At 71.8% G+C, this 26,208-nt stretch carries 18 protein-coding genes; 12 read left to right on the top strand and 6 right to left on the bottom strand.

The window, feature by feature from the left end:
* Nucleotides 1–66: 66 nt before the first annotated feature.
* Nucleotides 67–1,728 carry an alpha-amylase family protein gene (locus HRF36_RS13885; protein ID WP_173210876.1) on the top strand — a complete coding sequence of 554 codons (1,662 nt, stop codon included), beginning with the start codon at nt 67–69 and terminating at the stop codon, nt 1,726–1,728.
* On the opposite strand, the gene HRF36_RS13880 is transcribed toward HRF36_RS13885, so the two are convergent.
* Nucleotides 1,725–3,161 (bottom strand): APC family permease, encoded by a 1,437-nt coding sequence (locus HRF36_RS13880; RefSeq protein WP_173210874.1) that lies wholly within the window; start codon nt 3,159–3,161, stop codon nt 1,725–1,727. The genes HRF36_RS13885 and HRF36_RS13880 overlap by 4 nt on opposite strands.
* Nucleotides 3,162–3,328: 167 nt before the next feature.
* Here HRF36_RS13880 and HRF36_RS13875 point away from each other — a divergent pair, with 167 nt between their 5' ends.
* Together HRF36_RS13875 and HRF36_RS13870 are read left to right on the top strand one after the other, a co-directional pair.
* Nucleotides 3,329–4,984 carry a molybdopterin-dependent oxidoreductase gene (locus tag HRF36_RS13875; protein WP_371740199.1) on the top strand — a complete coding sequence of 552 codons (1,656 nt, stop codon included), beginning with the start codon at nt 3,329–3,331 and terminating at the stop codon, nt 4,982–4,984.
* Between the two features lie 136 nt (nt 4,985–5,120).
* Nucleotides 5,121–5,420 (top strand): putative quinol monooxygenase, encoded by a 300-nt coding sequence (locus HRF36_RS13870; protein ID WP_173210872.1) that lies wholly within the window; start codon nt 5,121–5,123, stop codon nt 5,418–5,420.
* 52 nt (nt 5,421–5,472) lie between these two features.
* Here the strand turns inward: HRF36_RS13870 and HRF36_RS13865 are convergent, their stop codons facing one another.
* Nucleotides 5,473–8,919 (bottom strand): DEAD/DEAH box helicase, encoded by a 3,447-nt coding sequence (locus tag HRF36_RS13865; RefSeq protein WP_217271327.1) that lies wholly within the window; start codon nt 8,917–8,919, stop codon nt 5,473–5,475.
* 319 nt (nt 8,920–9,238) lie between these two features.
* On the opposite strand from HRF36_RS13865, the gene HRF36_RS13860 reads away from it, so the two are divergent.
* Nucleotides 9,239–10,075 (top strand): beta-phosphoglucomutase family hydrolase, encoded by an 837-nt coding sequence (locus HRF36_RS13860; protein ID WP_173210870.1) that lies wholly within the window; start codon nt 9,239–9,241, stop codon nt 10,073–10,075.
* The gene (locus HRF36_RS13855; protein WP_173210868.1) at nt 10,072–12,579 is read left to right on the top strand and encodes a glycoside hydrolase family 65 protein; all 2,508 of its coding nucleotides are present in this window, start codon (nt 10,072–10,074) and stop codon (nt 12,577–12,579) included. The genes HRF36_RS13860 and HRF36_RS13855 overlap by 4 nt, the downstream gene beginning before the upstream one ends.
* 88 nt (nt 12,580–12,667) lie before the next feature.
* Here HRF36_RS13855 and HRF36_RS13850 read toward each other — a convergent pair whose 3' ends face one another.
* Nucleotides 12,668–14,203: an MFS transporter gene (locus tag HRF36_RS13850; RefSeq protein ID WP_173210866.1), complete on the bottom strand. Its 1,536-nt coding sequence runs from the start codon at nt 14,201–14,203 to the stop codon at nt 12,668–12,670.
* Nucleotides 14,204–14,277: 74 nt separating this feature from the next.
* Here HRF36_RS13850 and HRF36_RS13845 point away from each other — a divergent pair, with 74 nt between their 5' ends.
* Nucleotides 14,278–14,934, top strand: a complete 657-nt coding sequence (locus HRF36_RS13845) for a TetR/AcrR family transcriptional regulator (RefSeq protein WP_173210864.1) — start codon at nt 14,278–14,280, stop codon at nt 14,932–14,934.
* Between the two features lie 97 nt (nt 14,935–15,031).
* Complete coding sequence (locus HRF36_RS13840; protein ID WP_173210862.1) at nt 15,032–17,629, top strand: carboxylate--amine ligase/circularly permuted type 2 ATP-grasp protein; 2,598 nt, start codon at nt 15,032–15,034, stop codon at nt 17,627–17,629.
* A 9-nt stretch (nt 17,630–17,638) separates the two neighbouring features.
* Here the strand turns inward: HRF36_RS13840 and HRF36_RS13835 are convergent, their stop codons facing one another.
* A complete protein-coding gene (locus HRF36_RS13835) occupies nt 17,639–17,995 on the bottom strand; it encodes a hypothetical protein (protein ID WP_173210860.1) in 357 nt (118 codons plus the stop codon).
* 166 nt (nt 17,996–18,161) lie between these two features.
* On the opposite strand from HRF36_RS13835, the gene HRF36_RS13830 reads away from it, so the two are divergent.
* Entirely contained in the window at nt 18,162–18,353 is a 192-nt protein-coding gene (locus HRF36_RS13830; protein ID WP_173210858.1) for a hypothetical protein, read from the top strand.
* A 70-nt stretch (nt 18,354–18,423) separates the two neighbouring features.
* Nucleotides 18,424–19,173, top strand: coding sequence for a hypothetical protein (locus HRF36_RS13825; RefSeq protein WP_173210856.1), 750 nt, complete (start codon nt 18,424–18,426; stop codon nt 19,171–19,173).
* A gap of 15 nt (nt 19,174–19,188) precedes the next feature.
* Here the strand turns inward: HRF36_RS13825 and HRF36_RS13820 are convergent, their stop codons facing one another.
* Together HRF36_RS13820 and HRF36_RS13815 are read right to left on the bottom strand one after the other, a co-directional pair.
* Nucleotides 19,189–19,902 carry a response regulator gene (locus HRF36_RS13820; protein WP_173210854.1) on the bottom strand — a complete coding sequence of 238 codons (714 nt, stop codon included), beginning with the start codon at nt 19,900–19,902 and terminating at the stop codon, nt 19,189–19,191.
* The gene (locus HRF36_RS13815) at nt 19,899–21,656 is read right to left on the bottom strand and encodes a sensor histidine kinase (protein ID WP_173210852.1); all 1,758 of its coding nucleotides are present in this window, start codon (nt 21,654–21,656) and stop codon (nt 19,899–19,901) included. The genes HRF36_RS13820 and HRF36_RS13815 overlap by 4 nt, the downstream gene beginning before the upstream one ends.
* 249 nt (nt 21,657–21,905) lie before the next feature.
* Here HRF36_RS13815 and HRF36_RS13810 point away from each other — a divergent pair, with 249 nt between their 5' ends.
* The 3 genes from HRF36_RS13810 (at nt 21,906) to HRF36_RS13800 (ending at nt 26,198) form a co-directional block, all read left to right on the top strand.
* Nucleotides 21,906–23,408 (top strand): cation:dicarboxylate symporter family transporter, encoded by a 1,503-nt coding sequence (locus HRF36_RS13810; RefSeq protein WP_173211010.1) that lies wholly within the window; start codon nt 21,906–21,908, stop codon nt 23,406–23,408.
* 193 nt (nt 23,409–23,601) lie between these two features.
* Nucleotides 23,602–24,603: a zinc-binding dehydrogenase gene (locus tag HRF36_RS13805; RefSeq protein WP_173210850.1), complete on the top strand. Its 1,002-nt coding sequence runs from the start codon at nt 23,602–23,604 to the stop codon at nt 24,601–24,603.
* The gene (locus HRF36_RS13800) at nt 24,600–26,198 is read left to right on the top strand and encodes an NAD(P)/FAD-dependent oxidoreductase (protein ID WP_173210848.1); all 1,599 of its coding nucleotides are present in this window, start codon (nt 24,600–24,602) and stop codon (nt 26,196–26,198) included. Before HRF36_RS13805 ends, HRF36_RS13800 begins: the two co-directional genes overlap by 4 nt.
* Nucleotides 26,199–26,208 lie beyond the last annotated feature (10 nt).

Below are 26,208 nucleotides of genomic sequence, written 5' to 3'. Positions count from 1 at the left end.
CCGCGCCTCCTGCGCCGCTCACCCCGCCTTCTCACGCCTTCCGGCGACGACGACCGGTACGACCCGATGAGGGTCACTGACACCAGCGACCTGTGGTGGAAGACCGCCGTCTTCTACAACCTCGACGTCGAGACCTACCTCGACTGGAACGACGACGGGGTCGGTGACCTCGAGGGGCTCGCCCACCGCCTCGACCACCTGGCCGAACTCGGCGTGACCTGCCTCTGGCTCGCCCCCTTCTACCCGTCGCCGCAGCAGGACAACGGGTACGACATCTCGGACTACTACGGCGTGGACGCGCGCTACGGCCACCTCGGCGACTTCGTCGAGGTCGTCCGCACGGCCAAGGACCGGGGCATGCGCGTGATCGTCGACCTCGTCGTCAACCACACGAGCGACCAGCACCCGTGGTTCCAGGCCGCACGGCGCGACCCCGGCAGCCGGTTCCGTGACTTCTACCAGTGGCGCGACGACGTGCCGGAGGATCAGCCCGAGAACATGTTCCCCGACGTCGAGGACGGCGTCTGGTCGTTCGACGAGGAGGCCGGCCGGTACTACCGGCACTCGTTCTACTCGCACCAGCCCGACCTCGCGACCGACCGGCAGGCGGTGCGCGACGAGATCGCCAAGGTCATCGGCTTCTGGCTGCAGCTCGGCATCGACGGGTTCCGCGTGGACGCCGTTCCCCATCTGATCGACACCGAGGCCGGTGCCGAGCACGAGTTCCTGCGAGCACTGCGCGGGTACGTCTCGCGGCGCAGCGGCAGCGGCATGATGCTGGGCGAGGTCAACCTGCCGTACGACGAGATGGTCGCGTTCTTCGGCGAGGACGACGGCGACGAGCTCACGATGCAGTTCGACTTCGTGGCGAACCAGGCGCTCTACCTCGCGCTCGCCCGACAGGACGCCGCCCCGCTCGCGGCCGCGCTCGCGGACCGGCCCGCTCTGGCCCGGGGCAACCAGTGGGGCAACTTCGTCCGCAACCACGACGAGCTGACCCTCGACCAGCTGAGCGAGTCCGAGCGGGCAGAGGTGTTCGAGGCGTTCGCCCCGCTCGAGTCCCAGCGCATCCACGGCCGCGGCATCGTGCGCCGACTGCCGCCGATGCTGGACGGCGACCCCCGCCGTGTCCGCATGGTCTACAGCCTGATGTTCTCGACGCCCGGGGCGCCCGTGCTGTTCTACGGCGAAGAGATCGGGATGGGCGAGAACCCGGAGGTGTCGGGTCGCGGGGCGGTGCGCACTCCCATGCAGTGGACCGACGAGCCCGGTGGCGGGTTCTCTCGCGCCGACGCCGACGACCTGGTCGCGCCCGTCGCCGCCGAAGGGTGGGCGCCCGAGCACGTCAACGTCTCGCGGCAGCGACACGAACCCGATTCGATGTTGCGCTTCGTGCAGAACCTGATCCGGCACTACCGGGCCTCGCCCGAGATCGGCTGGGGCGAGCTTGTCGTGCTCGAGTCCGGGCACAGCTGTGTACTGGCCCACGCCGTCTCGGGCAGCACGGGGACGCTGGTCGCGGTGCACAACTTCGCCCCCGACGGCCGATCGGTCGATCTCGACCTCGAGGTGTTGGGTCTCGACGACACCGTGCGCACCGTCGACCTGCTCGCCGACCTGGCCACGCCCGAGCCGGTGACCGCCGACGGTCACGTGCGCATCGAGCTCGAGGGCTACGGGTTCCGCTGGCTGCGCGTGCTGCGGTCGGGCGAGAAACGGCTCGTCTAGGCCTGCGGGTCGCTCCGCTCGGCCTCGGCGATGGCGTCACTCGGTACCGGCTTCCCCCGGCGCGACAGGAACGTCACGAGCCAGAGGACGATGCCGATCGCGAGCAGCCCGCCGGCGATCGTGTACTGCTCGGCGCCGCGACCGGAGGACACCGGCAGCACTAGCCACAGGCACGCCACCACGCCGATGATCGGCAGCACGGTTCCCGCTCGGAAGTGCCCGTGCGACACCGTGTCGCGGCGCAGCACGAGGACGACCACGTTCACCAACGCGAACACCGTCAACAGCAGCAGCGAGGTCGTGCCACCGAGCACCGCGACGATCGGCGACTCGGGCGACAGCGAGACGTAGCCGATCAACACGAGGCTGAGTGCGGTGGTGAAGACGATCGACGCCCAGGGGGTCCGACGCTTCGGGTGCACCCTGCCGAGGAATCCGGGCAGCACACCCTGCTTGCTCATGCCGTATAGCAGCCGGCTGGCCATCATCATGTTGATCAGGGCGCTGTTGGCGACGGCGAACATCGAGATGTAGGGCAGCAGCTGTCCGATCGGGAAGTCCGGGGCGGCCGTGTTCACCACCGTGACCAGCGGCGTCTCGTTGTCGGCCAGCTCGCCGATCGGGACGATCGCCACGGCGCAGATCGAGACGAGCACGTAGATCACCGCGGTGATGCCGAGGCCGGTCAACATGACCTTCGGGAAGATCCGGCTCGGGTCCTTCGTCTCCTCCGCCATGTTGACCGAGTCCTCGAAGCCCACCATCGCGAAGAACGCGAGGGACGTCGCCGTGCTGACGCTCAGCAGCAGCGACTTGTCGCCCGGTGTCTCGAACAGCACGACCTGCCCCCAGTCGGCGTTCCCGCCGGCGATGAACCAGAAGCCGATCAGGATCACCATGACGAGGCCCGACAGCTCGATCAACGTCAACACGACGTTCGCCTTGACGCTCTCGCTCACGCCACGGAAGTTGACGGCCATCACGAGCAGCATGAACGCCATCGCGATCAGCATCACGACCGAGTTCGACAATTCCACGCCGAGGCCTGCCGCCAGGTTGGCGGCGAACGCCCGCGACGCCGTCGACGCGCTCGTGATGCCCGAGCACATCACCACGAAACAGACGATGAACGTCACGAAGTGGATGCCGAACGCCTTGTGCACGTAGAGGGCCGCACCGGCGGTCTGCGGGTACTTCGTCACCAACTCGAGGTACGAGAACGCCGTCACGAGTGCCACGGCGAACGCAATCGTGAACGGCAGCCACGCGGCCCCGCCGACCTCGGCCGCGACCTGCCCGGTCAGGGCGTAGACACCCGTGCCGAGGATGTCGCCGACGATGAAGAGCAACAGCAGCTTCGGTCCGATCGCCCTCTTCAGCTCGGTCGGATTCTCACCCGTGTCGGTCGTGGGCTGCTGGTTCGTCGTCGACATGCTGACCTCCGGGGCGCATCGGTGTGTCTCGGGCGTTCCGGTCATCCTGCCCCCGTCGCGGCCGGGGCGGAAGAGCCGGGAGCACATCGTCACGGCCCGGACGCACCGGCCCCGGCCCGCCCCGAGGACGCAGGCGGTTCACGAACACCGCGACGTACCCTGGGCCCATGTCGGTCCGTCTGTCCCCACCCCCGTCGTCGACGCCCGGTCCCGCCCCGACTCCCGGTGCCACCGACCCGATGACCCCGCGGGCCGCCGGCCTCTGGGCCGCCCTCGCCGGCATCGTGTCGATGGCCGCGTTCCTCGCCGCCGCCGAGGTCGTCGCCCTGGCCACCGGCCCCACCGGCAGCCCGCTCTTCGCCGTCGGCTCGGCCGTCATCGACCTCGCCCCCGCCGGGGTGAAGGACACCATGGTGTCGCTGTTCGGCACCGGCGACAAGGTCGCACTCTTCGTGCTGATGGGCGTGCTGCTCGTGGTCATCACCGGCGCCGCCGGCTACGGCGAGTACCGCCGCCAGCCGATCGGCAAGGTCGCCTTCGTCGCGGGCGGGGCGCTCGCCGTGGTGGCGGTCCTGACCCGAGCGGATGCCGGCCAGGTGGACGCCATCCCGAGCCTCGTCGGCACCTTCGCAGCCGTCGTCCTGGTCGACAAGCTGGCCTCGCGCCTCCGTCGGTGGGCCCGCTCGACCTCGCCGGGGTGGGCCGAGCAGACGCAGCCCGTGCCGCCGTTGCGCGGGTCCGGCCTCGAGCGCCGGTCGTTCTTGACCTACACGGTGGTCGCCGGTGTCGCGGCGGTCGTCGTGGGCACGGGGGCCCGGGTCGTCAACGCGGGCCGAGCGAACGCGGCGGCGCTGCGGCGTGCCCTGACGCTGCCGCGGGCGAGCGTGACCGAGGCCGCGGTGCCGGCGGGCGCCTCCCTGGACGTCGAGGGCATCACCCCGTACGTGACGCCCAACGCCGACTTCTACCGGATCGACACGGCCTTGCAGGTGCCGTCGATCGACCCGGCCGACTGGAGCCTGCGCATCCACGGCCTGGTCGACCGTGAGGTCACGATCTCGTTCGACGAGTTGCTCGCGCTGCCGCTCGAAGAGCACATGGCGACCCTCAGCTGCGTCTCGAACGACGTGGGCGGTGACCTCATCGGCAACGCGCTGTGGCTCGGCTACCCGATCAGGTCGCTGCTCGAACGCGCGGGGCCCAACGGCGGGGCCGACATGGTGCTCTCGCGCAGCATCGACGGCTTCTCGGCGGGAACGCCGCTCGACGTGCTGCAGGACGACGGCACCGACGCCCTGCTCGCGGTCGGCATGAACGGGCAGCCGCTGCCGATCGAGCACGGGTTCCCGGTGCGGATTGTCGTGCCGGGCCTGTTCGGCTACGTCTCGGCGACGAAGTGGGTCGTCGAGATGGAGGTCACGCGCTTCGCCGACGCCCAGGGGTACTGGACGCCGCGCGGCTGGGACGCCCTCGGTCCGGTCAAGCTCGAGTCGCGCATCGACGTGCCCCGCGACGGCGGTTCGGTCGACGCGACGACGGTGTCGATCGCCGGCGTGGCCTGGCAGCCGCACACCGGGGTCGAGGCCGTGCAGGTGCGCATCGACGGCGGGTCGTGGCTCGACGCGACGCTCGCCGACTCGGTCTCGGCCGACACCTGGCGCCAGTGGGTCTACCGGTGGGATGCCGCGGCCGCCGGGTCGGGGTCGCACACGATCGACGTCCGGGCCCGGGGCGCGGACGGCACCTGGCAGGCCGAGGAGTACGTCCAGCCGGCACCGAACGGCGCCGAGGGCTGGCACCGGGTGACGGTCGACGTCGCCTGACCCGTCGGCTGACGGGTCGGCTGAGCCGCCAGGCTGTGGGGACGTCAGGAGGCGCGGGTGCCAGGGTGGGAGGGCGCGGCCCGTCCGCCGCGCGGCCCGCCCCCCCCAGGGCCGCCGCCCGATCGAAGGAACCCCCATGCCCACCACCGTCCACCTCGAACTGCACGTCGACCCCGCCCGCCTCGACCTCGCCCACGAGATCGCCCGCGAGACCCTCGTCGCCACGCGCGCCTGGCCCGGCTGCGAGGGGCTCGAGGTGCTGATCGACGACGCCGACCCCTCGGTCATGATCGTCGTCGAGAGCTGGGCCACCTCGGCCGACCACGACGCCTACGTGGCGTGGCGCGCGACGCCCGAGGGAGCCAACCGCCTGCCCGAAGTGCTGCTCGCCCCGCCCACCACCCGCACGTTCGCCGAGACGGTGCCGCTGGGCTGACGCCAGGGGCGCCGGCGCCTGCCGCCTGCCGTCAGGCGCCCGCCGCCTGCCGTCAGGCGTCGAGCAGACCTCGGATGTCGTCGGCCGTCAGGGCCGCGCTGAACACGGCGTCGTCGTCCATCACGGCGTCGAAGAGCTGTGACTTCTGCGCCTGGAGGGCGAGCACCTTTTCTTCGATGGTGTCGTTGGCGATCATCCGGTAGACCATGACGTTGTCGGTCTGGCCGATGCGGTGTGTGCGGTCGACGGCCTGGGCCTCGGTCGCGGGATTCCACCAGGGGTCGAGGATGAACACGTAGTCCGCCTCGGTGAGGTTGAGCCCGAAGCCGCCCGCTTTCAGACTGATCAAGAACGCCGGGGCGTCGCCCGTCTTGAAGCGGTCGATGACGTCGCCGCGCCTCCGGGTCGAGCCGTCGAGGTACTCGAAGGCGACGCCGCGTTGCTCGAGCCGGGCGGCGACCTTGTGCAAGAACGTCGTGAACTGGCTGAAGATCAGGGCGCGGTGCCCTTCGGCGACCACGTCGTCGAGTTCGTCGAGCAGCTGGTCGAGCTTCGCCGACGGGATGTCGGCGTAGGCCTCGTCGACGAGCGAGGCATCGAGCGAGAGCAGCCGCAGCAGCGTCAACGACCGGAACACGATGAACCGGTTGCGGTCGAGGTCGTCCATGAGCCCGAGCAGCTTCTGCCGCTCGCGCTGCAGGAAGGCGTCGTAGAGGTCGCGGTGCGCGGGGTCGAGGTCGACGCGGAGCACCTGCTCTTGCTTGGCGGGCAGGTCGGAGGCGACCTGTTCTTTGGTCCGTCGCATCATCAGCGGGCGGATGCGGCGGCGCAACCGCTGCAGCAGCTCGGGCGCCTCGCCCGTGGCGATCGGTTTGACGTAGTCGTCGGCGAAGCGGACGCTGCTGCCGAGCAGGCCGGGGGCCACCACGTGCAGCAGCGACCACAGGTCGGTGAGGCTGTTCTCGAGCGGCGTGCCCGTGATCGCGAGCTTGAACGGCACGTCGAGGTCGACCGCGCAGCGGTGCGCCTGCGAGGAGCGGTTCTTGACGAACTGGGCCTCGTCGAGGATCAGCCCGGCCCAGCGTTCGGTCTGGTAGGCAGCGAAGTCGAGGCGGAACAGTGCGTACGAGGTGACCACGACGTCGGCCCCCTGGGCGAGGTCGTGCACCGACCCGCGACCGCTCTTCGCCTGCGTCGTGGTCACGGCGCGGACGGTCAGACCCGGGGTGAACCGGGCGGCCTCGGCGACCCAGTTCGACACGACCGACGTCGGGGCGACGACGAGGAAGGGTGCGGGACGGGTGCTCGCACCCTCGGAGCTCGCCGGGGCGTGGGCCGTGGCGTCACCGGCCCGGGCCCCGTCGACCTCGCGCACGTGCGCGACGAGCGCGAGCGTCTGCAGCGTCTTGCCGAGCCCCATGTCGTCGGCGAGGACGCCGCCGAGCCCGTGCTCGTGCAGGAAGGCCAACCAGGCGAAGCCCTCGTGCTGGTACGGGCGGAGGGTCGCGTCGACCGTGGCCGGCACCGGGGTGGCCGTGGCGGCCTCGAGCCCGTCGGCGTCGGCGAGGGCCAGCAGCCCGCCGACGGCCCGCTGCCACTCGGCCGAGGGGACGGTCTCGTCGGCGAGATCGTCGAGCTCGGACCACAGGCTCGCCTGGTAGCGGTTGATGCGCGGGGCGACCTGCCACTCGTCGAGTGCCGAGGCCTCGTCGATGAGCCTCTTGAGTTCGTCGAAGGCGGGGTGGTCGAGGGACAGGTACGAGTGGTCGACGAGCAGCAGCTTCTTGCGCCCCTTCGCGAGGGCGGTGATGAGGGGTGTGAAGGGGACCGTCCGTCCCTCGACCGTCACGAGCACGCCCAGGTCGAACCAGTCGCGCTTGTCGGTCGGCATCGTGGTGATGGTCAGCCGCGGTTCGTCGGTCAGCTCGCGGTAGTCGGGTCGCGTGCCGACGAGGTCGAGCAGGAGGTCGGGTCGTGCCTCGAGGGTCGGGAGCGTGCCGGTCGCGAATTCGGCCGCCGTCACGCCCTTCAGCACCTGGTCGCGGGGAACGACGTCGAGCTCGCCCAGGTCGGGCAGGGGGGAGTGCGCCGTCAGCGGTCGCTTCACCCCGTCGATGGTCCACCCCCACGACAGGCGGATCGTCTGCCCCTTCTCGAAACCGACCGTGAGGGTCAGCACGGGAGGCACGATCGTCGGGAACTCGATCGAGGAGTCCGAGCTGACCACGTCGACGCTCCGACGCAAGGTCGGGTAGTAGTCGCGCAGGAACTCGTCGGAATCGGCGGCCGGGACGACCACCTCGGGTGTGACGGTCAGCAGCCGTCGCTGCTCGTCGTCGAGAGGAGCAACGGTCGGCGCGAGGGTGAACGTCAGCACCGGTTCGCGGGCGATGCACCACACTCCGTGGTCGGCGATCACGCCGGTCGACTCGGCTCGACGGGCCACGCCGTCGACGGTCACCCCTGCGGTCAACACCACCGAGCCGTCGTCGGCGCGCACGGCGTCGACCGTGACGCGGGCCTCGTCACCGACGACGACGTCGGTCGAGCGCTTGCCGGTCACGAGCGAGATGCCGAGACGCTCGGCCTCGGCCAGCAGGGGCCAGAGGAGCGGACTGGCGAAGTCGTCGACGATGAGCCAGTCGGCGTCACCGGGCGTGTAGGTCGAGACCGCCGACCGGTGCAGGGCCGCGAACTGGCCGAACCACGCGTGCTGGTCGGGCTCGATGGCGAGCCGGTTGAGCTGGTACGGCAGCGACGACCAGGTCAGGTTGCCCCGCACCCAGTTGCCCGTACCGCTCAGGGTCACCGGCCGCACGCCGAGTCGCTGGACCGTCGGCCCGCCCTGTCGACGAGCGGAGGGGGCGACCGCGCGCCCCCGGGTCGAGTGTGCCCGGTCGCGCAGTTCGAACAGCAGGCCCATGCGCGTCGTCCGAGCGGAGGAGGCGCGGGTCGGCCGCCCGATCGCCCCCACCGATGACCGCCAGTCGCCCCCACCCGGGCCGGGACGTGCAGCGCCCAGCGCGGTCACGCCCCCGGCCGTCAGGTCGTCGATGGTGGGCGAGAGGTCGCTGCGTTCCGCCACGGCCCGGGAATTGCTCTGCAGCAGCGTGGCCGCCACGTGCTTGCAGTCACCGCCGATCGGGCAGCTGCACCGGCTGTGGACCGGTCGGCTGTACTCGCCGCGGGTCGCCCGCAGGTCGACGACGACCTGGTACGGCGCCGACTCGGCGCCCTGGACGGTGCCCTCGAGTCGCTCGTCGGCCGGGTGCCACACGGTACCGAGCACCGCGCCGTCGCGGACGTACTCTTTGGCGCGGTTGAAGGCGCGGGGCCCGACGAGCCGGATGACGTCGACGGCGTCGACCAGCGGCACGGCCGTGGAGTGGACGGGGCCGTCGTCGGCGTCGCGCGTCGCGGCACCGTCACCGGGGACGAATCCGCCGTGCACGTCGAACTCGTCTCCCAGGTCCATGCCGTTCATGATGTCAGCCGTCACCGACACCTCGGGCCTCGTCCACAGGGGGCGGGACCGTCCACCACGCCGGGTGGCCCGTCCGGTCGTCTCCTCCCCAGGGGTCGGCTGCTCCACACCGCGGACGCGTGGCTAGGTGTGGGGGCGGAGCGGTGCCACACTTGACCCGTGCGGTTCACCCCGCACCACCTCGTCGAAGCAGCAGCTGGCTCGCATCACCCCCGCTCGTCCCGTCGCCCCGCTTCATCGCCCTGCCCCGAAACGTCACCGCCTCACCGGCATCGGGCCGCCGTCGCCCCGATGCCGCTCACCCTGCCCCCACGCTCGAAGGGATCGGCACCCCGTGTCCTCCGCCACGCCCCGCGACGCCTCGCGACTCGCCCACCTCGACGCCCTCCTGTTCGACCTCGACGGCGTGCTGACGCCGACCGCCGAGGTCCACATGCGCGCGTGGTCCCGACTCTTCGGCGAGTACTTCGCGGCGCACGACCTCGCGCCCTACACCGAGGCCGACTACTTCGAGCACGTCGACGGCCGCCCCCGCTACGACGGCGTCCGCGCCATGCTCGCCGCCCGCGACGTGGTCCTCCCCGAGGGCTCGCCCGACGACGGTCCCGACGTCGAGACCGTCTGCGGCCTCGGCAACCGCAAGAACGCGGCGTTCGCCGCCGAGCTCGCCGAGAACGGCGTGACGCCGTACCCGGGGTCGGTGGCCTTCCTCGACCGGGCCGTCGCCGAGGGCGTCCGCGTCGCCGTGGTCTCCAGCTCGCGCAACGCCGTACCGGTGCTCGAGGCGGCCGGACTGCGTGACCGCTTCGAGGTGATCGTCGACGGTGTCGTCGCCGCCGCCGAGGGCATAGCCGGCAAGCCCGCGCCCGACACCTACCTCGAGGGCGCCCGACGCCTGGGGCTCACGGCCGCCGACTGCGTCGTCGTCGAAGACGCCCAGTCCGGCGTCGAGGCCGGCCGCCGTGGCGCCTTCGGCCTCGTGCTCGGGGTCGACCGCGGCACGGGCGCGCAGGCCCTGCTCGATTTCGGCGCCGACCTCGTGGTCGACGACCTCGGCACGCTGGTCGGTGCACTCGACCGAACCCACGCCTCCTCGGCTCCGAACCCCGGCCAGGAGACACCGGGCACACCCACGAACACCAGCACCGGCACCACGGAGGCACACTCGTGAACCACATCACGTCCGACCCGCTCGACCGCTCGCGGTTCCCCGTCGACGAGTGGGCGCTCGTCGAGGACGAGTACATCCAGGGCGACGAGGGCCTGACCGAGACCGTGTTCGCGGTCGGCAACGGCTACCTCGGCCTGCGCGGCAACCCCGACGAGGGTCGAGGCGGCCACGCGTTCGGCACCTTCGTCAACGGCTTCCACGAGACCTGGCCCATCCGCCACGCCGAAGAGGCCTTCGGCTTCGCCCGCGTCGGTCAGACGATCGTCAACGTGCCCGACGCGAAGGTGATCCGGCTCTACGTCGACGACGAGCCGTTCGTGCTGTTCGAGGCCGACATCCTGCGCCACACCCGACGCCTGGACTTCCGCGACGGCGTGCTGGTCCGCGAGATCGACTGGCGCACGCCCTCGGGCAAGCGGGTCCTCGTGACGAGCCGTCGCCTGGTCAGCTTCGAGGACCGTCACCTCGTCGTGATCGAGTACGAGGTCACGATGCTCGACTCGTCGGCGTCGTTGCTGATCTCGAGCCAGATCCTCAACCGACAAGACCTCGGCGACCAGTACCACGCCGGCATGCGAGCCGCGGCCGAGGCGTTCGACCCGCGCAAGGCCGAGTCGTTCGACGACCGCGTCCTGCAGCCCGTGCTCAAGCGCAACGGTGGCACGCGTGCCGTGCTCGGCTACCGCACGACGAACTCGGGCATGACCATCGCCGTCGGTGCCGAGCACCGCATCGAGACCGACGCCGAGTGGGACCAGTCCTCGCAGATCGACGACGACATCGCCAAGCACGTCTACCGGGTCAAGGCACAGGCCGGTCAGAAGGTCCGCGTGGTCAAGACCATCACCTACCACACGAGCCGTGGCGTGCCTCCGCGTGAGCTGGCCGATCGCTGCGACCGCACCCTCGATCGGGCGGCCGAGACGCCGACGGCCGAGATCTTCGAGCACCAGCGCGCCTGGCTCGCCGACTTCTGGCAGCGCAGCGACGTCCAGGTCGCCGGACAGCCCGAGATCCAGCAGGCCGTCCGCTGGAATCTCTTCCAGCTCGCGCAGGCCACCGCCCGCACCGACGGCCAAGGCGTCGCGGCCAAGGGCGTGACGGGGTCGGGTTACGGCGGCCACTACTTCTGGGACACCGAGATCTACGTCCTGCCGTTCCTCACGTACACGTCGCCCAACGTGGCGCGCAACGCCCTGCGCTTCCGGCTCGGCATGCTCGACGCCGCCCGTGACCGCGCCGTCGAGCTGAACCAGAGGGGCGCGCTCTTCCCGTGGCGCACGATCAACGGGCTCGAGTCGAGCGCCTACTACGCGGCCGGCACGGCGCAGTACCACATCGACGCCGACATCAGCCACGCGCTCAGCCAGTACGTCCAGGCGACGGGTGACGAGGACTTCCTGCAGCGCGGGGCGGTCGACATCCTCGTCGAGACCGCCCGCCTCTGGGCCGACCTCGGCTTCTGGCGCTCGAACGGCGACCAGCGGTTCCACATCGACGGGGTCACCGGGCCCGACGAGTACACGACCGTCGTCGACGACAACCTCTACACGAACGTCATGGCACGGGCGAACCTGCGTGCGGCCGTTCGGGCGGTCACCCGGCTGAAGGACGACTCGCCGGTCGCGTTCGACCGCATGGTGGCCCGCCTCGGTCTCGAGGAGCACGAGATCACCGGCTGGCAGCTCGCCGCCGAGGCCATGCACATCCCGTACGACGACCACCGGGGCATCCACCCGCAGGACGCCCAGTTCCTCGACAAAGAGCTCTGGGACCTCGAGGCGACCCCGGCGAACAAGCGGCCGCTGCTGTTGCACTACCACCCCCTGGTGATCTACCGCTTCCAGGTGCTCAAGCAGGCCGACGTCGTGCTCGCGCTGTACCTGCAGGGCGACGAGTTCACGCCCGAGCAGAAGCTGCGCAACTTCGAGTACTACGACGCGCTGACGACGGGGGACTCCACCCTCTCGGGCGTGGTGCAGTCGATCATCGCGGCCGAGGTCGGCCACCACCAGCTCTCGCAGCAGTACTTCCTGTCCTCGCTGTACGTCGACCTGGCCGACCTGCACAAGAACACCTCCGACGGCGTGCACGTCGCGTCGACCGGCGGCATCTGGAGCGCGCTCGTCAACGGCTACGGCGGCATGCGGGACTGGCTCGGCTCGTTCAGCTTCGACCCGCGCCTGCCCGCCGACTGGGACGAGCTTTCGTTCCGCGTGTCCATCAAGGGCAGTCGGGTGCGGGTCGATCTCGCCCAGCACGAGATCGTCTTCACGATCGAGACGGGCGACGCGGTGACGCTGTCCGTCCGCGGCGACGAGGTCGACGTGTCGCCCGACGCCCCGGTCCGCGTCGCCCTCGACGGTCAAGGCCCGCGCATCACGACGCGCGTCCCCACGACGAGCGACCTGCGCGGTCTCATGCGCGCCGACGGATCGGTCATCACGGCGTCGATCCCGACGATCAGTGTGGACCGCTACGACGAAGACGAAGCCGCGTCCTGACCGACGCGAGGCCCGTCACCCGGACGACCCGCGCCTCCCCGTCCCCGAGGGGCAGAGGAGGCGCGGGTCGTCTGCGCGAGGGGGCGCGTCAGCGCACCGCGACGGGCGTCTCGGGGGTCGAGGCCGGGCCCACCGGCTCGACCTGGTCGGCCTGCGGGACGCGGCGGCGGAACAGCAGGGCGGCCACGACCGCACCCACGGCGAAGAACCAGGCTCCCCACCAGTAGGCCGTGGCGTAACCGGTGACGGCCGCCTCGGCTGCGACGGCTCCGGTCGCGGGCAGGTGGTCGGCGACGTAGTTCGCCGCGGCGGTCGCGGCCAGCGTGTTGAGCAGGGCCGTGCCGATCGACCCGCCGACCTGCTGGCTCGTGTTCACCATGGCCGAGGCGACGCCCGCGTGTCCGCGGTCGACGCCGAGCGTGGCGGTCTGGATCGACGCGGGCATGATCGAGCCCATGCCGAAGCCGAGCACCATCAGTGCCGGCAGCACGTTCGCGGCGTAGGTGCTCTCGAGGTCGAGTCGGGTGAGCAGCAGCATGCCGATCACGCCGAGGGTCATGCCGAAGGGCACCATGATCTTCGGGCCGAAGCGCGGCACGAAGAGGTTGGTCGACAGCTGGGCCGCGAGAACGAGCATGGCGATCATCGGCAGGAAGGCGAGGCCGGTCTTCGTCGGCGTGTAGCCGAGAGAGGTCTGCAGGTAGTAGGTCACGAACAGGAAGATGCCGAACATGCCGGCCCCGGCGATCGTCACGGACGCGTAGGCGGCCCCGCGGTTGCGGTCGAGCACGATGGACAGCGGCAGCAACGGGTGTTCGGCACGACGTTGCCAGGCGACGAACGAGCTGAGCAGGACGACGGCCGCCGCGAGGAAGCCCCAGGTCAAGGGCGAGTCCCACCCCTGGGTCTCGGCGTTAGAGAACCCGTAGACCAGCGAGAACAGGGCGCCGGACACGAGCAGTGTTCCGGGCACGTCGAGCTTCGGGCGCGGGCCGGTGCGGGTCACGTGCGACACGAAGATCGCGGCCCCGACGATCGCGACGGCGGCGATGACGACGTTGATGTAGAGGTTCCAGCGCCAGGAGGCGTACTGGGTCAGGAACCCGCCGAGCAGCAGGCCGATCGCGCCGCCGGCCCCGGCGATCGCGCCGAAGACGCCGAACGCGCGGGCACGCTCTCTCGGGATCGTGAAGGTCGTGGTCAGCACGGCGAGGGCGGTCGGGGCGAGCAGTGCGCCGAACGCCCCCTGCAGGGCGCGGGCGAAGACGAGCAGCCCGAAGGTACCCGCCGCGCCGCCGAGGGCCGAGGCCAGGGCGAAACCGATCAGGCCGATGATGAACGTGCGCTTGCGGCCGATCAGGTCGCTCACGCGGCCGCCGACGAGCAGCAGGCTGCCGAAGGCGAGCGAGTAGGCGGTGATGATCCACTGCCGGTCGCCGTCCGAGAAGCCGAGGTCGGTCTGGGCGGCCGGCAGGGCGATGTTGACGACGGTGGAGTCGAGCACGACCATCAGCTGCGCGAGCGCGACCGTGGTGAGGGTCCACCAACGCCGTGACGACGGCGGGGTGGGCGATGACGAGGAGGCGCGGGTCGCGCCGTCACGGGAGGTGGAGGCCTGAGACATGAGCGCGAGCATATACGAGTCTTGCCAGTTTCGGATACAAGCGGTTTCGTAAACATCCGAGGTAGAGTCACCCCATGATCGACAGGGAAGGCACGGCGACGACGCCCGCCGAGACGGGTCCCGCGACGCCCGGGCGTCCCGGTCGGAAGCGCGACCACAGTCGCGACCCCGAGATCCTCCGCTGCACCATCGACGTGCTGGCCGAGACGGGTTTCGAGGGCATGACCATCGAGATGGTCGCCGCCCGGGCCAAGGCCGGCAAGGCCACGCTGTACCGACGGTGGGCCTCGAAGGGCGAGCTCGTCGTCGACGCGGTGGCCTGCCTCAAGCAGGGGGCCGTCGACCTCGACGGCCTGCCCGACACCGGCACGCTGCGCGGCGACCTCGTGGCGATGATCAAACCCCACAGCATCGAAGACGCCGAGAAGAAGATGCGGGTCATGGCGGGCGTCGTGACGATGCTCTCGACCACTCCCGAGCTGGCCGAGGCCGTCGACGCCGCGATCGTCCAGCCCCGCGCCGAGGCCAATCGACTGCTGCTGCGGCGAGCCCTCGAGCGAGGCGAGATCGCGGCGGACACCGATATCGAGACGCTCGCGCTCGTCACCCCGTCGATGGTGTCCTACCGTGTTCTCGTCCTGCGCAAGCCGGTCGACCGCGACTACCTCGTCGGGTTGATCGACGGCGTGCTGCTGCCCGCCGCGGGGGTGCGTCAGACCGCTCGGGTCTGACTCGGCGGGGGACCGGGGTCGCGCCTCCCGTGTTCCGATCGTGTGAATTCCTCATGAAGGGGGCGGCGGGGGCGGGGCGCGCCCGTACTGTGCAGGCATGAGCGCAGAGCTGACGCTGGGGGCAGAAGAAGAGCTGCACCTGATCGACCTCGAGACGAAGCGGCTGTCGGCCCGGGCGCCCCACCTGCTGGCCCGGCTGCCCGCCGACCGCTACGGCGCCGAACTGCAGCGCACGACGATCGAGACGAACGTGCCGGTCGTGACCACGCTCGGCGACCTGCGCCGCGAGATCCTGACGCTGCGCCGGGACCTGGTCGAGGTGACCACCGCCGAGGGGCTCGCGATCGGTGCGGTCGGCACGGCCCCGCGCAGCGAGTTCGCCGACTTCGAGCTCACCACGACGGGTCGCTACGGTCGCATGCACGAGCAGTACCGGTTGCTCGTCGACGAGCAGCTGATCTGCGGCCTGCAGATCCACGTGGGGGTGGCCGACCGCGACCTCGCCGTGCAGATCGCCGGCCGCGTCGCCCCCGTGCTGCCGGCCCTGCTCGCGCTGAGCGCCAGCTCGCCCTACTGGAACGGCCAGGACACCGGCTACGCGAGCATCCGCTCGATCATCTGGCAGCGCTGGCCGAGTGCCGGGGCGACCGGGCCGATGGCCGACGCCGCCGAGTACGACCGGCTGCTCGCCGATCTCATCGACACCGGCGTGATCGCCGACAGCAAGATGGCCTATTTCGACGTCCGACCGTCGAGCCACGCGCCCACCCTCGAGCTCCGCACCTGCGACGCCTGCCCGCTGGTCGACGACGCCGTGCTGATCGCCGGCCTCTTCCGTGCGGCCGTCCGTCGGGCGGAGACCGACATCGAGGCCGGCCGCCCGGCCGAGCACCGGGCGGCTCCGCTGCACCGTGCCGCGATGTGGCAGGCGGCACGTGGCGGACTCGGGGGCGAACTGCTCGACCTCGAGCAGCACCCGTCGCGACTGCCGGCGGCCGAGGCGGTCCGGCAGCTCGTGGCCCGGCTGCGCCCCCAGCTCGAAGAACTCGGTGACTGGCAGACCGTGACCGACCTCGCCGAGGCCACGCTCGCCCGGGGCAACTCGGCCGATCGCCAGCGAGCCGCCTTCGCCGAGCGAGGGCGGCTCGACGACGTGGTCGACCTCGTCGTCCACGAGACCCACGGCCCCGCCGCCGGCCTGGACGCACCGTCGCCGACCCTCGTGGGGTACCGGTTCCGCGCCGGTGACGAAGCGATCGGCCCCGGCCTGAACCCGCGCCCGGCGTACCGCGACGTCGCCCGGTTCTTCCGCGAGCTCGACGCGACCGAGGCCCGCGCCCGGGGCATCGCCCGGGACACCTGGTGCGAGGGGGACGGACTGGGGTTCGGCGTGGGCGGCGACCACCGGGTCCTGCACTGCGACCTCGTGCCTCGCATCGTGACCCACCACGAGTGGAGCCGGCTCGCGGCCGGTCTCACGCAACGGGCCCGGGCCGTCGAGTCGTTCTTGCGCGACGCGTACGGCGAGCGTCGCATCGTCGCGGACGGTGTGCTCGGTCACGAGCAGGTCGTGGGTGCGGCGGGCTGGCGGGAGGAGGCCACGCGGTTGCCGGCGGACGCCGTGCGGGCCGCGGTGCAGGGCTTCGACCTCGTCCGCGACGAGCTGGGCGGCTGGCGCGTGCTCGAGGACAACCTGAGGTCGCCCAGCGGCGCCGCGTACTCGATCGCGGCCCGGCGGGTGCTCGACGAGGTGGTGCCGGATGCTCCGCGGCCGGCGGGGTTGCTCGACCCGACCAGCGTGTTCGCGGTGCTGCGGGCGACCCTGCTGGCCCACGCCGCGCCTCCTCGGGTCGGCGGCGCCGTGGCACGCGAGTCCGTCGGCGCGGTCCTCACCGAGGGGCCGACGAGCCCGGCCTGGTACGAGCACCGCACCCTGGCCGAGGGGGCAGGGCTCTCGTTGCTGCAGGCCGAGGACGTCGAGGTGCGGGAGGCGCGGGTCGTCGACCGCAGGACCGGAACCGTCGTCGACGCCCTCTACCTGCGCCTCGACCGCGAGCTGGTCGAGGTGCACGCGCCGCACGATCCCTTGCTCGGGGAGCACCTGATGGACGTGGCCGCGGCGGGCGGCGTCGTGCTGGTCAACGCCCCGGGAAACGGGCTCGTCGACGACAAGGCGATGTACTGCGCCGTGCCCGACCTGATCTGGTACTACCTGGGCGAGCGTCCGTTGCTCGAGTCGGTGCCGACCTACCGGGCGGGCGATCCGGCAGAGCGGCTCGCGGTGCTGGACCGGGTGGGCGAGCTCGTCACGAAGCCGGTCGGCGGCGAGGGCGGTCGGGGTGTGCTGATCGGACCGTCGGCGAGTGCGGCGGTCGTGGCCGAGAGGCGGGCCGAGATCGCCCACGACCCGGCCGGCTGGGTCGCGCAGGAGGTGGTGACGTTGTCGTCGCACCCGACCCTGACCTCGACCGGGCTGCAGCCGCGCCACGTCGACCTGCGCTGTTTCGTCTACCTGACCGGCACGGGAGAGGGCGAGAGCGTGCTGGCGGACCTCGGCCTGACCCGTGTGGCACCCGAGGGCAGCATGATCGTCAACTCGTCGCAGGGCGGGGGTGCGAAGGACACCTGGATAATGGGCGAGCCGCCCGCGGCGTCCGAGCCGCTCGAGCCGTCCGACCCGCCCGAGCCGCGGTGACGGTGTCGGTCAGAAGGGGCCGGCGGCCCTGGCGACGGCCTCGAACAGCGCGGTCGTGTCGTCGTCGCGGCGCTTGACCGACGTGCCGATCGTGCCCCCGGGGGAGTGGATCTCGGCCGAGACACGGCTGCCCCGGTCGGACGCGGTGAAGTCGAGCCGGACGGCGTCCCCGTCGCCCGCCGAGGCCGAGCGGCGCCGCAGCGTGGCACCCGTCTCGTCGGCGTCAGCCAGCGAGAACGTCGGGCTCGCCTGCAGAGCCCGGCGCACCAGGCCGGGCAGCATGGCCACCGGCAGCTTGAGGTCGAGCGTCGCCCGGGTCACCTCGGGGTCTCCTCGGACGATCTGGGGTCCCTGCGTGTCGGCCATGGTCGGAGCGTAACGCCCCCGGGGGCTCCGTCGATCCAGAAGAGGCGCCTCCAGGAGGATCTCTCGCCCGAGCTCGTCGTCCTCCTACGCTGTGGCCACGAGTGAACCGGCCCCTCTGCCTGCTTCGAGCGCCCCCGTCCTGCCTCCGCCTCCCTCCGCCGACGAGATGCGGGCGACGAGCGAGCGCATCGACGAGCTGACCCCGACCCTCGCGACGCCCTCGCTGCCGGCGGACGCCGCGCACGCCTACGTCGTCCTCACCGACGTCCTCGGGTCGAAGGACTTCGCCGCCATGACCGAGGTGCTGCATCGCCTGGTCGAGGCCCGCGGGCTCGGCTGGTCCCGCGCGGCCGAGTAGCCCGCACACCCACGGCAGGCACCGCCCGGGCACCCGGACGACGCCCGGGCGGCCGCCCTACGCTGGGGCGATGCCGCGCTCCGACCCGTCCGACCCCCGCCGCCCGTCCGGCACCGCCGCGCTCACCTGGGGCATCGTGCTGCTCGCGATCGCCGTGGTCGGGTCGCCCATCGGTGCGTCGGTGCTGCTCGTCGGACTCGTGGCCCCCGGTCGCCAGTCGTCCGTCGACGTCGTCGTCGCCCTCGTCGTGGTGGCCGTGCTCGTCGCCGGCGGTGTTCTGCTCGTCCGCAGAGGACTGGGCCGACGGAGGCGCTCGCGCCTCGAGGAGGTCGTCGACCGGGCCGCCTCGCCGGCGGGACCGACACCGTCGACGCGCCCCGCGCCTCCTCGGGTCGCTCCCGGCACCGGGTCGCCGGTCGTGGTGCCGCCGACTCCGGTCGACGCGGCTCCGGTACGGACCACGGCCGTCGTGGTCGACGATCCGGTCGCCCTCTGGCGCTCGGCCTTCCGGCTCGAGGCCTGGTGGTTCGTCGACCGTGGCACGGCAGGGGCCTCGAAGCCCTTCGCCGTCGTCGACGACGGCACACCGACCCTGCTCGCCTTCACCTCACCCGACCGCGCCCGGGACGCCGCTCTCGCCCGGGGTCTCGACGCGTCCTCCGCCGACCGGCTGGTCTGGCGCGCACCCGCCGACTTCGTGGCCGACGTCGGCACCTACACCCGCGCCGGGCTGAGGCGCCTCGCGCTCGACCCCGACCAGCACGGAGCCTCGGGCACCCTCGTGGCGCTGCCCGAGATCGCCCGGCTCGTCCGACGCTGAGGGAGGGGCGACCGGTCAGTTCCAGCGATAGCCGTGCTCGGGTCGACCCGGGCTGCCGTACCGGGGTTCGCGGGTCGCCGCGCCCGTGTCGGCGAGGTGTTCGAGGTACCGACGTGCGGTCACCCGCGACACCCCGGCGGCGTCGGCCACCTCGCCCGCGGACGGGGACCCGCCGAGGCGGAGCACCGCCACGACCTGCTCGAGCGTGGCCGGGGCGAGGCCCTTCGCCAACCGGGGCGCCGGCGCCCGACGCAGGGTGGCGAACCCCGAGTCGACGTCGGACTGGGTCACCTGGCCCTGTCCGGCGGCGAGCGACTCACGGAACGACCGGTAGGCCTCGAGCCGGTCGGCGAACGTCGCGAACGTGAACGGCTTGATCAGGTACTGGACGATGCCGAGCGACACCGCCGTCCGCACGACCGAGGCGTCGCGCACGGCCGTGATCGCGATGACGTCCACGGTCGAGCCCGCCGCACGCAGGGCCCGGCAGAGCTGCAGGCCGTGCGTGTCGGGCAGGTTCATGTCGAGCAGCACGAGGTCGAGTCCTGTTCCGTCGGGACCGCCGGCCCCCCGGACCGCATCGAGCGTCTCGCGTCCGTCGCGGGCCCGACCGACCACCTCGAAGCCGCCCAAGCGCTCGAGGTAGGCGACGTGCGCCTCCGCGGTGAGGGGCTCGTCCTCGACGACGAGCACGCGGACCCTGTCGCCGGACGAGGAGGCGCGGGTCACGACCGCACCCCGCCCGGATGCCGGGTGGGGGGATCGGCGTCGTCCGGCCGCCGGTCGGGCAGCAGCACCGAGAAGGTGGTCCCGTCCGGCCCCGTGGTGACGTCGAGCCGGCCCCCGACCCGACCCACGGCCTGACGCACGAGCGCCAGGCCGATGCCGCGCCCGCCCGCCCGCGCCGGTTTCGTGCTGAACCCTCGGCGGAAGGCGAGCTCGACGTCGTCGAGCCCCGGACCGTCGTCCTCGACGTCCAGCTGCACGCCGTCCTCGACCCGGGCGACGGTGACCTCGACCCGAGGCGGTCGCGCCGGGCGTGCGGCGGGGTCGAGGGTCGGTGCGACCGCGTCGAAGGCGTTGTCGACCAGGTTGCCCACGATCGTCACGAGGTCGCCGGGCTCGAGGTCGATCGGCCCGAGCCCCGGCTCGACGTCGACGCGCAGGTCGATCGACCGTTCGCGGGCCTGGGCCGCCTTGCCGAGCAGCAGGGCGGCGAGTGTCGGCTCGTCGATCGAGGCGACCACCCGGTCGGCGAAGCTCTGACCGAGATCCAGTTCGTCGGCCGCGAACCGGAGCGCCTCGTCGCCACGACCGAGCTCGATCAACGACACGATCGTGTGCAACCGGTTCGAGAACTCGTGGGTCTGCGACCGCAACGCGTCCGACAGCGTGCGCATGGTCTCGACCTCTCCTGTCAGGTGGGTGAGCTCGGTGTGGTCGCGCAGGGTCGTCACCGTCCCGAGGGTGCGCCCGGCACGGGGGTGGACCGCACCGGGCGCCGCCGGGGCGGCTCCCGCCGCCGCGCCTCCCCTCGCCGCGCCTCCTCGTCCGGCCGCCGACGTCGAGCGCCCCGGACCGCCGGTGGGCTCCGTGGCCTCCTGGTTGACGACGAGCACGCGATCGTCGGTCACGTGCATCTCGTCCGAGGCGCGGCGCCCCGAGGCCAACAGCTCGCGCAGGGACGCGGGCAGCTGCAGCTCGGCCAACGGGACAGGCGCCGCGATGCCCCCGGGGGGCAGATCGAGCAGTTCGGCGGCCTGGTCGTTGTAGAGCGTCAGGCGTCCCCGCTCGTCGACGAGCACGAGCCCCTCGCGCACCGAGTGCAGGACCCCCTCGTAGTAGGCGAACATCCGGGCGAGCTCTTCGGGGCCTCGACCCCAGGTCACCCGGCGCAGGTACCGGCTGAGCAGCCACGAGACCACGCCACCGAGCAGCACGGTCGCTCCCGCGGCCGCGAACACGAGCGGAAGGCGCTCGCCGAGGGACTGCGTGATGTTGTCGACCGTGACCCCGGCCGAGACGAGGGCGACGACCTGGCCGTCGCTCTCGATCGGCACGACCGCCCGTACGGACGGGCCGAGAGTGCCGGCGTAGGTCTCGGTGAACGACTCCCCGGCGAGCGCCGGGGCGATCGTGCCGACGAAGGGGCGGCCGATCTCGTCGGGGTCGGGGTGGGTCAGGCGGGTGCGGTCGGGGCGCATGACGGTGACGAAGTCGGTCGAGGTGTCGCTCATCAGGGCGACCGCGTAGGGCTGCAGCAGGCTGCTCGGGTCGGACGTCTCGAGGGCGTCGAGGACGTACGGGTTGTCGGCGATCGAAGTGGCGAGGGCCAGGCAGGCCCGCGCCGCCGAGCGGTCGGCGTCCTCGCGGGCCGAGCGGAGGGTCCAGGCCGTCCCGAGCACGGTCACGGCCACGACGAAGACCACGAGCAAGGCGAACAGCCGGGTGGCGATGCTCCACCGGGTGGGATCGACGGTCATCTCGGACGTGCTCCTCGCTGCGCGGCGGCCGGGGTCCATCATGACGTACGACCGGCGCGACCGGCGCGATCGACGACCGGCGCGACCAGTATGACCACAACGTCGACGCCCGTCGGGCGAGCGGCCAGAGTCGCCGCAACGAACCCCGCACGACCGTCGACGACGACGCCGCCGGTCACGAGCTCGAGGAAGACCCCCATGGCAAAGACGCACAAGGGCCGGCAGACCCCCACCCCCGGCGGAACGACGATGACGAACGGCGTCCGCGCCCGGCGTCGCATCGACCGCTCGCACTGGCTCTACATCGCGGTGATCGTCGCCGTCGCGGCCGGCATCGTCGTCGGCCTCACGGCACCCGAGGTCGCGGTGCAGCTGAAACCGATCGGCACCGCCTTCGTGTCGCTGATCTCGATGATGATCGCGCCGGTGATCTTCTGCACGATCGTGCTCGGCGTCGGATCGATCGCCAAGGCCGCGACCGTCGGCAAGGTCGGCGGGCTCGCGCTCGGCTACTTCATCGCGATGTCGACCTTCGCCCTGGCGATCGGCCTGGTCGTCGGCAACCTGATCCACCCCGGCGAGGGCCTCATGGTCGGCTCGACCGGCTACGAGGCACCCGCCGCCGCCGAGGAGGCCGGCGGCACGGCGGGGTTCCTGCTCGGCATCATCCCCGAGACTCTCGTGTCCTCGCTGACCAGCGGCTCGATCCTGCAGACCCTGTTCGTGGCCCTGCTCGTCGGATTCGCCCTGCAGCGCATGGGTGACCGCGGCAAGACGATCCTCGAGGGAGTCCGCAACCTGCAAGTGCTCGTGTTCCGCATCCTCGCGATGATCATGTGGGTCGCCCCGATCGGCGCGTTCGGCGCCATCGCCGCGGTCGTCGGCGAGACCGGCGTGGCCGCCATCGTCGCGCTCGGCACCCTGATGGTCGCGTTCTACATCACCTGCATCCTGTTCGTCGCCGTGGTGCTCGGCACCATCCTCAAGCTCGTGACGGGTGTCAACATCTTCCGGGTGATGAGGTACCTCGGCCGTGAGTACCTGCTGATCGTCTCGACCTCGTCGAGCGAGGTCGCCCTGCCCCGTCTGATCGCCAAGATGGAGCACCTCGGCGTCTCGAAGCCCGTGGTCGGCATCACGGTGCCCACCGGATACTCGTTCAACCTCGACGGCACGGCGATCTACCTGACGATGGCGTCGCTGTTCATCGCCAACGCCATGGGCACGCCGCTCAGCGTCGGCGAGCAGGTGTCGTTGCTGCTGTTCATGATGATCGCGTCCAAGGGCGCCGCGGGCGTCACCGGTGCGGGCATCGCGACGCTGGCCGGTGGCCTGCAGGCCCATCGCCCCGACCTCGTGGACGGCGTCGGCGTCATCGTCGGCATCGACCGGTTCATGTCCGAGGCCCGCGCCCTGACGAACTTCACCGGCAACGCCGTCGCCACGATCCTCGTCGGCACCTGGACCAAGCAGATCGACAAGGACCGCGTCGAGACCGTGCTCTCGGGTCGCGCGCCGTTCGACGAGGCGACCATGAACGCGGACGGGCACGGCGCCTCCTCGGACTCCGGCGCCCGTCTGCTCGACGGCCGCACGGGTGGGCTGGGTTCGCTCGAGGGCACCTCGCCCGACCGCATCTCGACGGGCTCGCTGCACGCCATGGTCGGCACCGACGGGCGCCGGGCCGACGAGCACCTGGCGGACGCGCCCGCCGGTGACGCTCGCACGGACGACGAACCGCGCCTCCGGTAGCGCCGCGCCGCGACCCCAGGACGTCGCCGAGACACCCGTCCGCACGCGGGTGTCCCGGTGACTTCCTGGGGTCTCGCCGTGTCCGGGCGGTGCAGCGTGCAACATCGTCGGGGGCGGCGTAGCGTCGCACCGGATGTGCGGTCTCGCCCCGCGGTCAGAGCCGACCGACCGGGCCCCGCAGGACGGAGCCACCATGCTCGCCGGACGCCTCGACGTCAGCACTCGCCGCTTCTCGGTCACCGAGGTGCCCACCCCCGACGCCGGGCCGGGTCAGGTCCGCATCGCCGTCGCCGCGGCCGGCGTGTGCCTGAGCGACGTGCACCTCATCCAGGGCTCGCTCACGCCGCTGCACCTGCCGGGAGACACCGTCACCCTCGGCCACGAGGTCGCGGGCACGATCGATCAGGTCGGCGAGGGCGTCACACGCCTCGCCGTCGGCGACCGCGTGCTGCTGCAGGCCGGCGAGGAGCGCGACGGCCAGGTCTTCACCCGGGGTGTCGACTACGACGGCGGCTGGGCCGAATACGCCGTGGCCCGCGCCGACACGGTCGTGCCGATCCCCGACTCGCTGCCGTTCGAGCAGGCCTGCTTCATCCCCGACGCGGTGTCCACGCCGTGGGCGGCGCTCACCACGACCGCCGACACCCGGCCGGGCACGGCCGTCGGCGTCTGGGGGGTCGGGGGTCTCGGCGCGCACGCCGTCCAGCTGCTCGCCCTCCTCGGGGCCGCTCCGATCGTCGCCGTCGATCCCTTACCCGGTGCTCGGGCCCGCGCCCTCGACTTCGGGGCCGACCTCGCGCTCGACCCCACCGACCCCGACTTCGCCACCCGGCTCGGCCAGGCGACCGGCGGGCGGGGACTAGCCCGGGCGTTCGACTTCGCCGGCGTGCCCGCCGTGCGCGAGCAGGCGATCGCCTGCCTCGGCTACCGCGGCCGCCTCACGCTCGTCGGCCTGTCGGACAAACCGATCACGATCACCGACGGGACGAAGTTCAGCTACCTGCAGCAGCAGGTCCTCGGCCACTACGGCTCCGAGCCCGCCGACGTCACCACGCTCGTCGACCTCGCGGCCCGCGGCAGGCTCGAGTTCTCGAAGTCGGTCAGCGCGACCGTTCCGCTGGCCGAGGCCGAGCGGGCGGTCGGCATGCTCGAACGCAAAGAAGGCGACCCGATCCGGATCGTGCTCGTCCCGTGAGCGACACGACCCGCCCCTCCTCGGCTCCCGGCGACGGCGGTGACCACGCCACCCGTCGTGACGTCGAGCACGTCGACCTGCTCGTCGTCGGTGCCGGCCTCTCGGGCGTCGGCGTGGCCGCGCAGCTGCACCGGGACTTCCCGGGTCGAAGTCTGGCGGTCGTCGAGTCACGCGACGCGATCGGTGGCACCTGGGACCTCTTCCGATACCCGGGCGTCCGCTCGGACAGCGACATGTTCACCCTGGGCTACGGGTTCCGGCCCTGGCGGGACCGCCGGGCGATCGCTCCGGGGGCGGCGATCCGGGACTACGTGCGCGACACGGCCGACGAGACGGGCATCACCGGGTTGATCCGATTCGGGCACCGCGTGGTCGCAGCCGACTGGTCGAGCGCCGAGGCCCGGTGGACCGTCACGATCGAGGTCGGCGGTGCTGCCGGGCCCGAGGGATCGCCCGCCGCCGGCGACATGTCGAGCGGAGGAGGCGCGGGTCCGGCCACGGCCCCTCGCCGGGTCACGATCACGTGCTCGTTCTTGTTCGTCTGTTCCGGGTACTACCGCTACGACGAGGGGTGGTCGCCCGCGTTCCCGGGGCTGGAGTCCTCCGCCGGCCGCGTCGTGCACCCCCAACACTGGCCGGAGGACCTCGACGTGACCGGCAAGCGGGTCGTCGTGATCGGGTCGGGCGCGACGGCGGTGACGCTCGTGCCCGCCCTTGCCGAGACCGCCGAGCAGGTCACGATGCTGCAGCGGTCACCCACCTACGTGCTGTCGCTCCCGTCGCACCGCAAGCGGGCCCGCGCCTGGCGGCGTCTGCTGCCCCGGAGCATCGACGACCGGCTCGTCCGGTGGCGGAGCATCGCCCTGGCGCTGCTCAGCTTCCAGACGAGTCGGCGCTCACCCGAGAAGATGAAAGCGTTCCTCCGCGCGCAGGTCGCGCGTCGTCTGCCCGAGGACTTCGACGTCGACCGGCACTTCCAGCCGAGTTACGACCCGTGGGACCAGCGTCTCTGCATCACTCCGGACGGGGCGCTGTTCCGGGCCCTCCGCTCCGGTTCGGCGTCCATCGTGACCGATGACGTCGACTCGTTCACGCCCGGCGGCATCCGTGTCGCGGGTCGCGACGGCCAGCGGTCGGAGGAGCTGCCGGCCGACGTCGTGGTGACGGCCACCGGGCTCAACCTGCTGCTGTTCGGTGGCATGCGGTTGTCCGTGGACGGGGTCGAGGTCGACCCGGCGACGCGTCTGACGTACAAGGGGTTCATGCTCTCGGGGGTGCCGAACCTGGCCTTCGCGATCGGGTACACGAACGCCTCGTGGACGCTGAAGATCGACCTCGTCGTGCACTACGTCACGCGGCTGTTGCGTCACGCCGATCGTCACGGGTACCGATCGGCCGTGCCGGTGGCGCCGGAGAAGCCGGGGCCGACGAGTCCGCTGATCGACCTGACGAGCGGGTACGTCTCTCGAGGGGTTCACCTGATGCCACGGCAGGGGGCGAGGTCACCCTGGCGGATGCACCAGAACTACCCTCGTGACGTGTGGTTGATGCGGCACAGCACGCTGACCGGGGACGGCGTGCGGTTCGAGCGCTGAACGGTGGCGT

Origin of the sequence: Frigoribacterium sp. VKM Ac-2836 (assembly GCF_013248995.1) — a bacterium.
GTDB lineage: Bacteria > Actinomycetota > Actinomycetes > Actinomycetales > Microbacteriaceae > Frigoribacterium.
This window is presented reverse-complemented; position numbering and strand designations above follow the sequence as displayed.

Coding starts and splice junctions, on each gene's coding strand:
- HRF36_RS13810 (WP_173211010.1), top strand. CDS start 21,906: ATGACGAACGGCGTCCGCGCCCGGCGTCGCATCGACCGCTCGCACTGG.
- HRF36_RS13825 (WP_173210856.1), top strand. CDS start 18,424: ATGCCGCGCTCCGACCCGTCCGACCCCCGCCGCCCGTCCGGCACCGCC.
- HRF36_RS13875 (WP_371740199.1), top strand. CDS start 3,329: ATGTCGGTCCGTCTGTCCCCACCCCCGTCGTCGACGCCCGGTCCCGCC.
- HRF36_RS13870 (WP_173210872.1), top strand. CDS start 5,121: ATGCCCACCACCGTCCACCTCGAACTGCACGTCGACCCCGCCCGCCTC.
- HRF36_RS13840 (WP_173210862.1), top strand. CDS start 15,032: ATGAGCGCAGAGCTGACGCTGGGGGCAGAAGAAGAGCTGCACCTGATC.
- HRF36_RS13815 (WP_173210852.1), bottom strand. CDS start 21,656: ATGACCGTCGATCCCACCCGGTGGAGCATCGCCACCCGGCTGTTCGCC.
- HRF36_RS13830 (WP_173210858.1), top strand. CDS start 18,162: ATGCGGGCGACGAGCGAGCGCATCGACGAGCTGACCCCGACCCTCGCG.
- HRF36_RS13850 (WP_173210866.1), bottom strand. CDS start 14,203: ATGTCTCAGGCCTCCACCTCCCGTGACGGCGCGACCCGCGCCTCCTCG.
- HRF36_RS13880 (WP_173210874.1), bottom strand. CDS start 3,161: ATGTCGACGACGAACCAGCAGCCCACGACCGACACGGGTGAGAATCCG.
- HRF36_RS13885 (WP_173210876.1), top strand. CDS start 67: ATGAGGGTCACTGACACCAGCGACCTGTGGTGGAAGACCGCCGTCTTC.
- HRF36_RS13845 (WP_173210864.1), top strand. CDS start 14,278: ATGATCGACAGGGAAGGCACGGCGACGACGCCCGCCGAGACGGGTCCC.
- HRF36_RS13835 (WP_173210860.1), bottom strand. CDS start 17,995: ATGGCCGACACGCAGGGACCCCAGATCGTCCGAGGAGACCCCGAGGTG.
- HRF36_RS13805 (WP_173210850.1), top strand. CDS start 23,602: ATGCTCGCCGGACGCCTCGACGTCAGCACTCGCCGCTTCTCGGTCACC.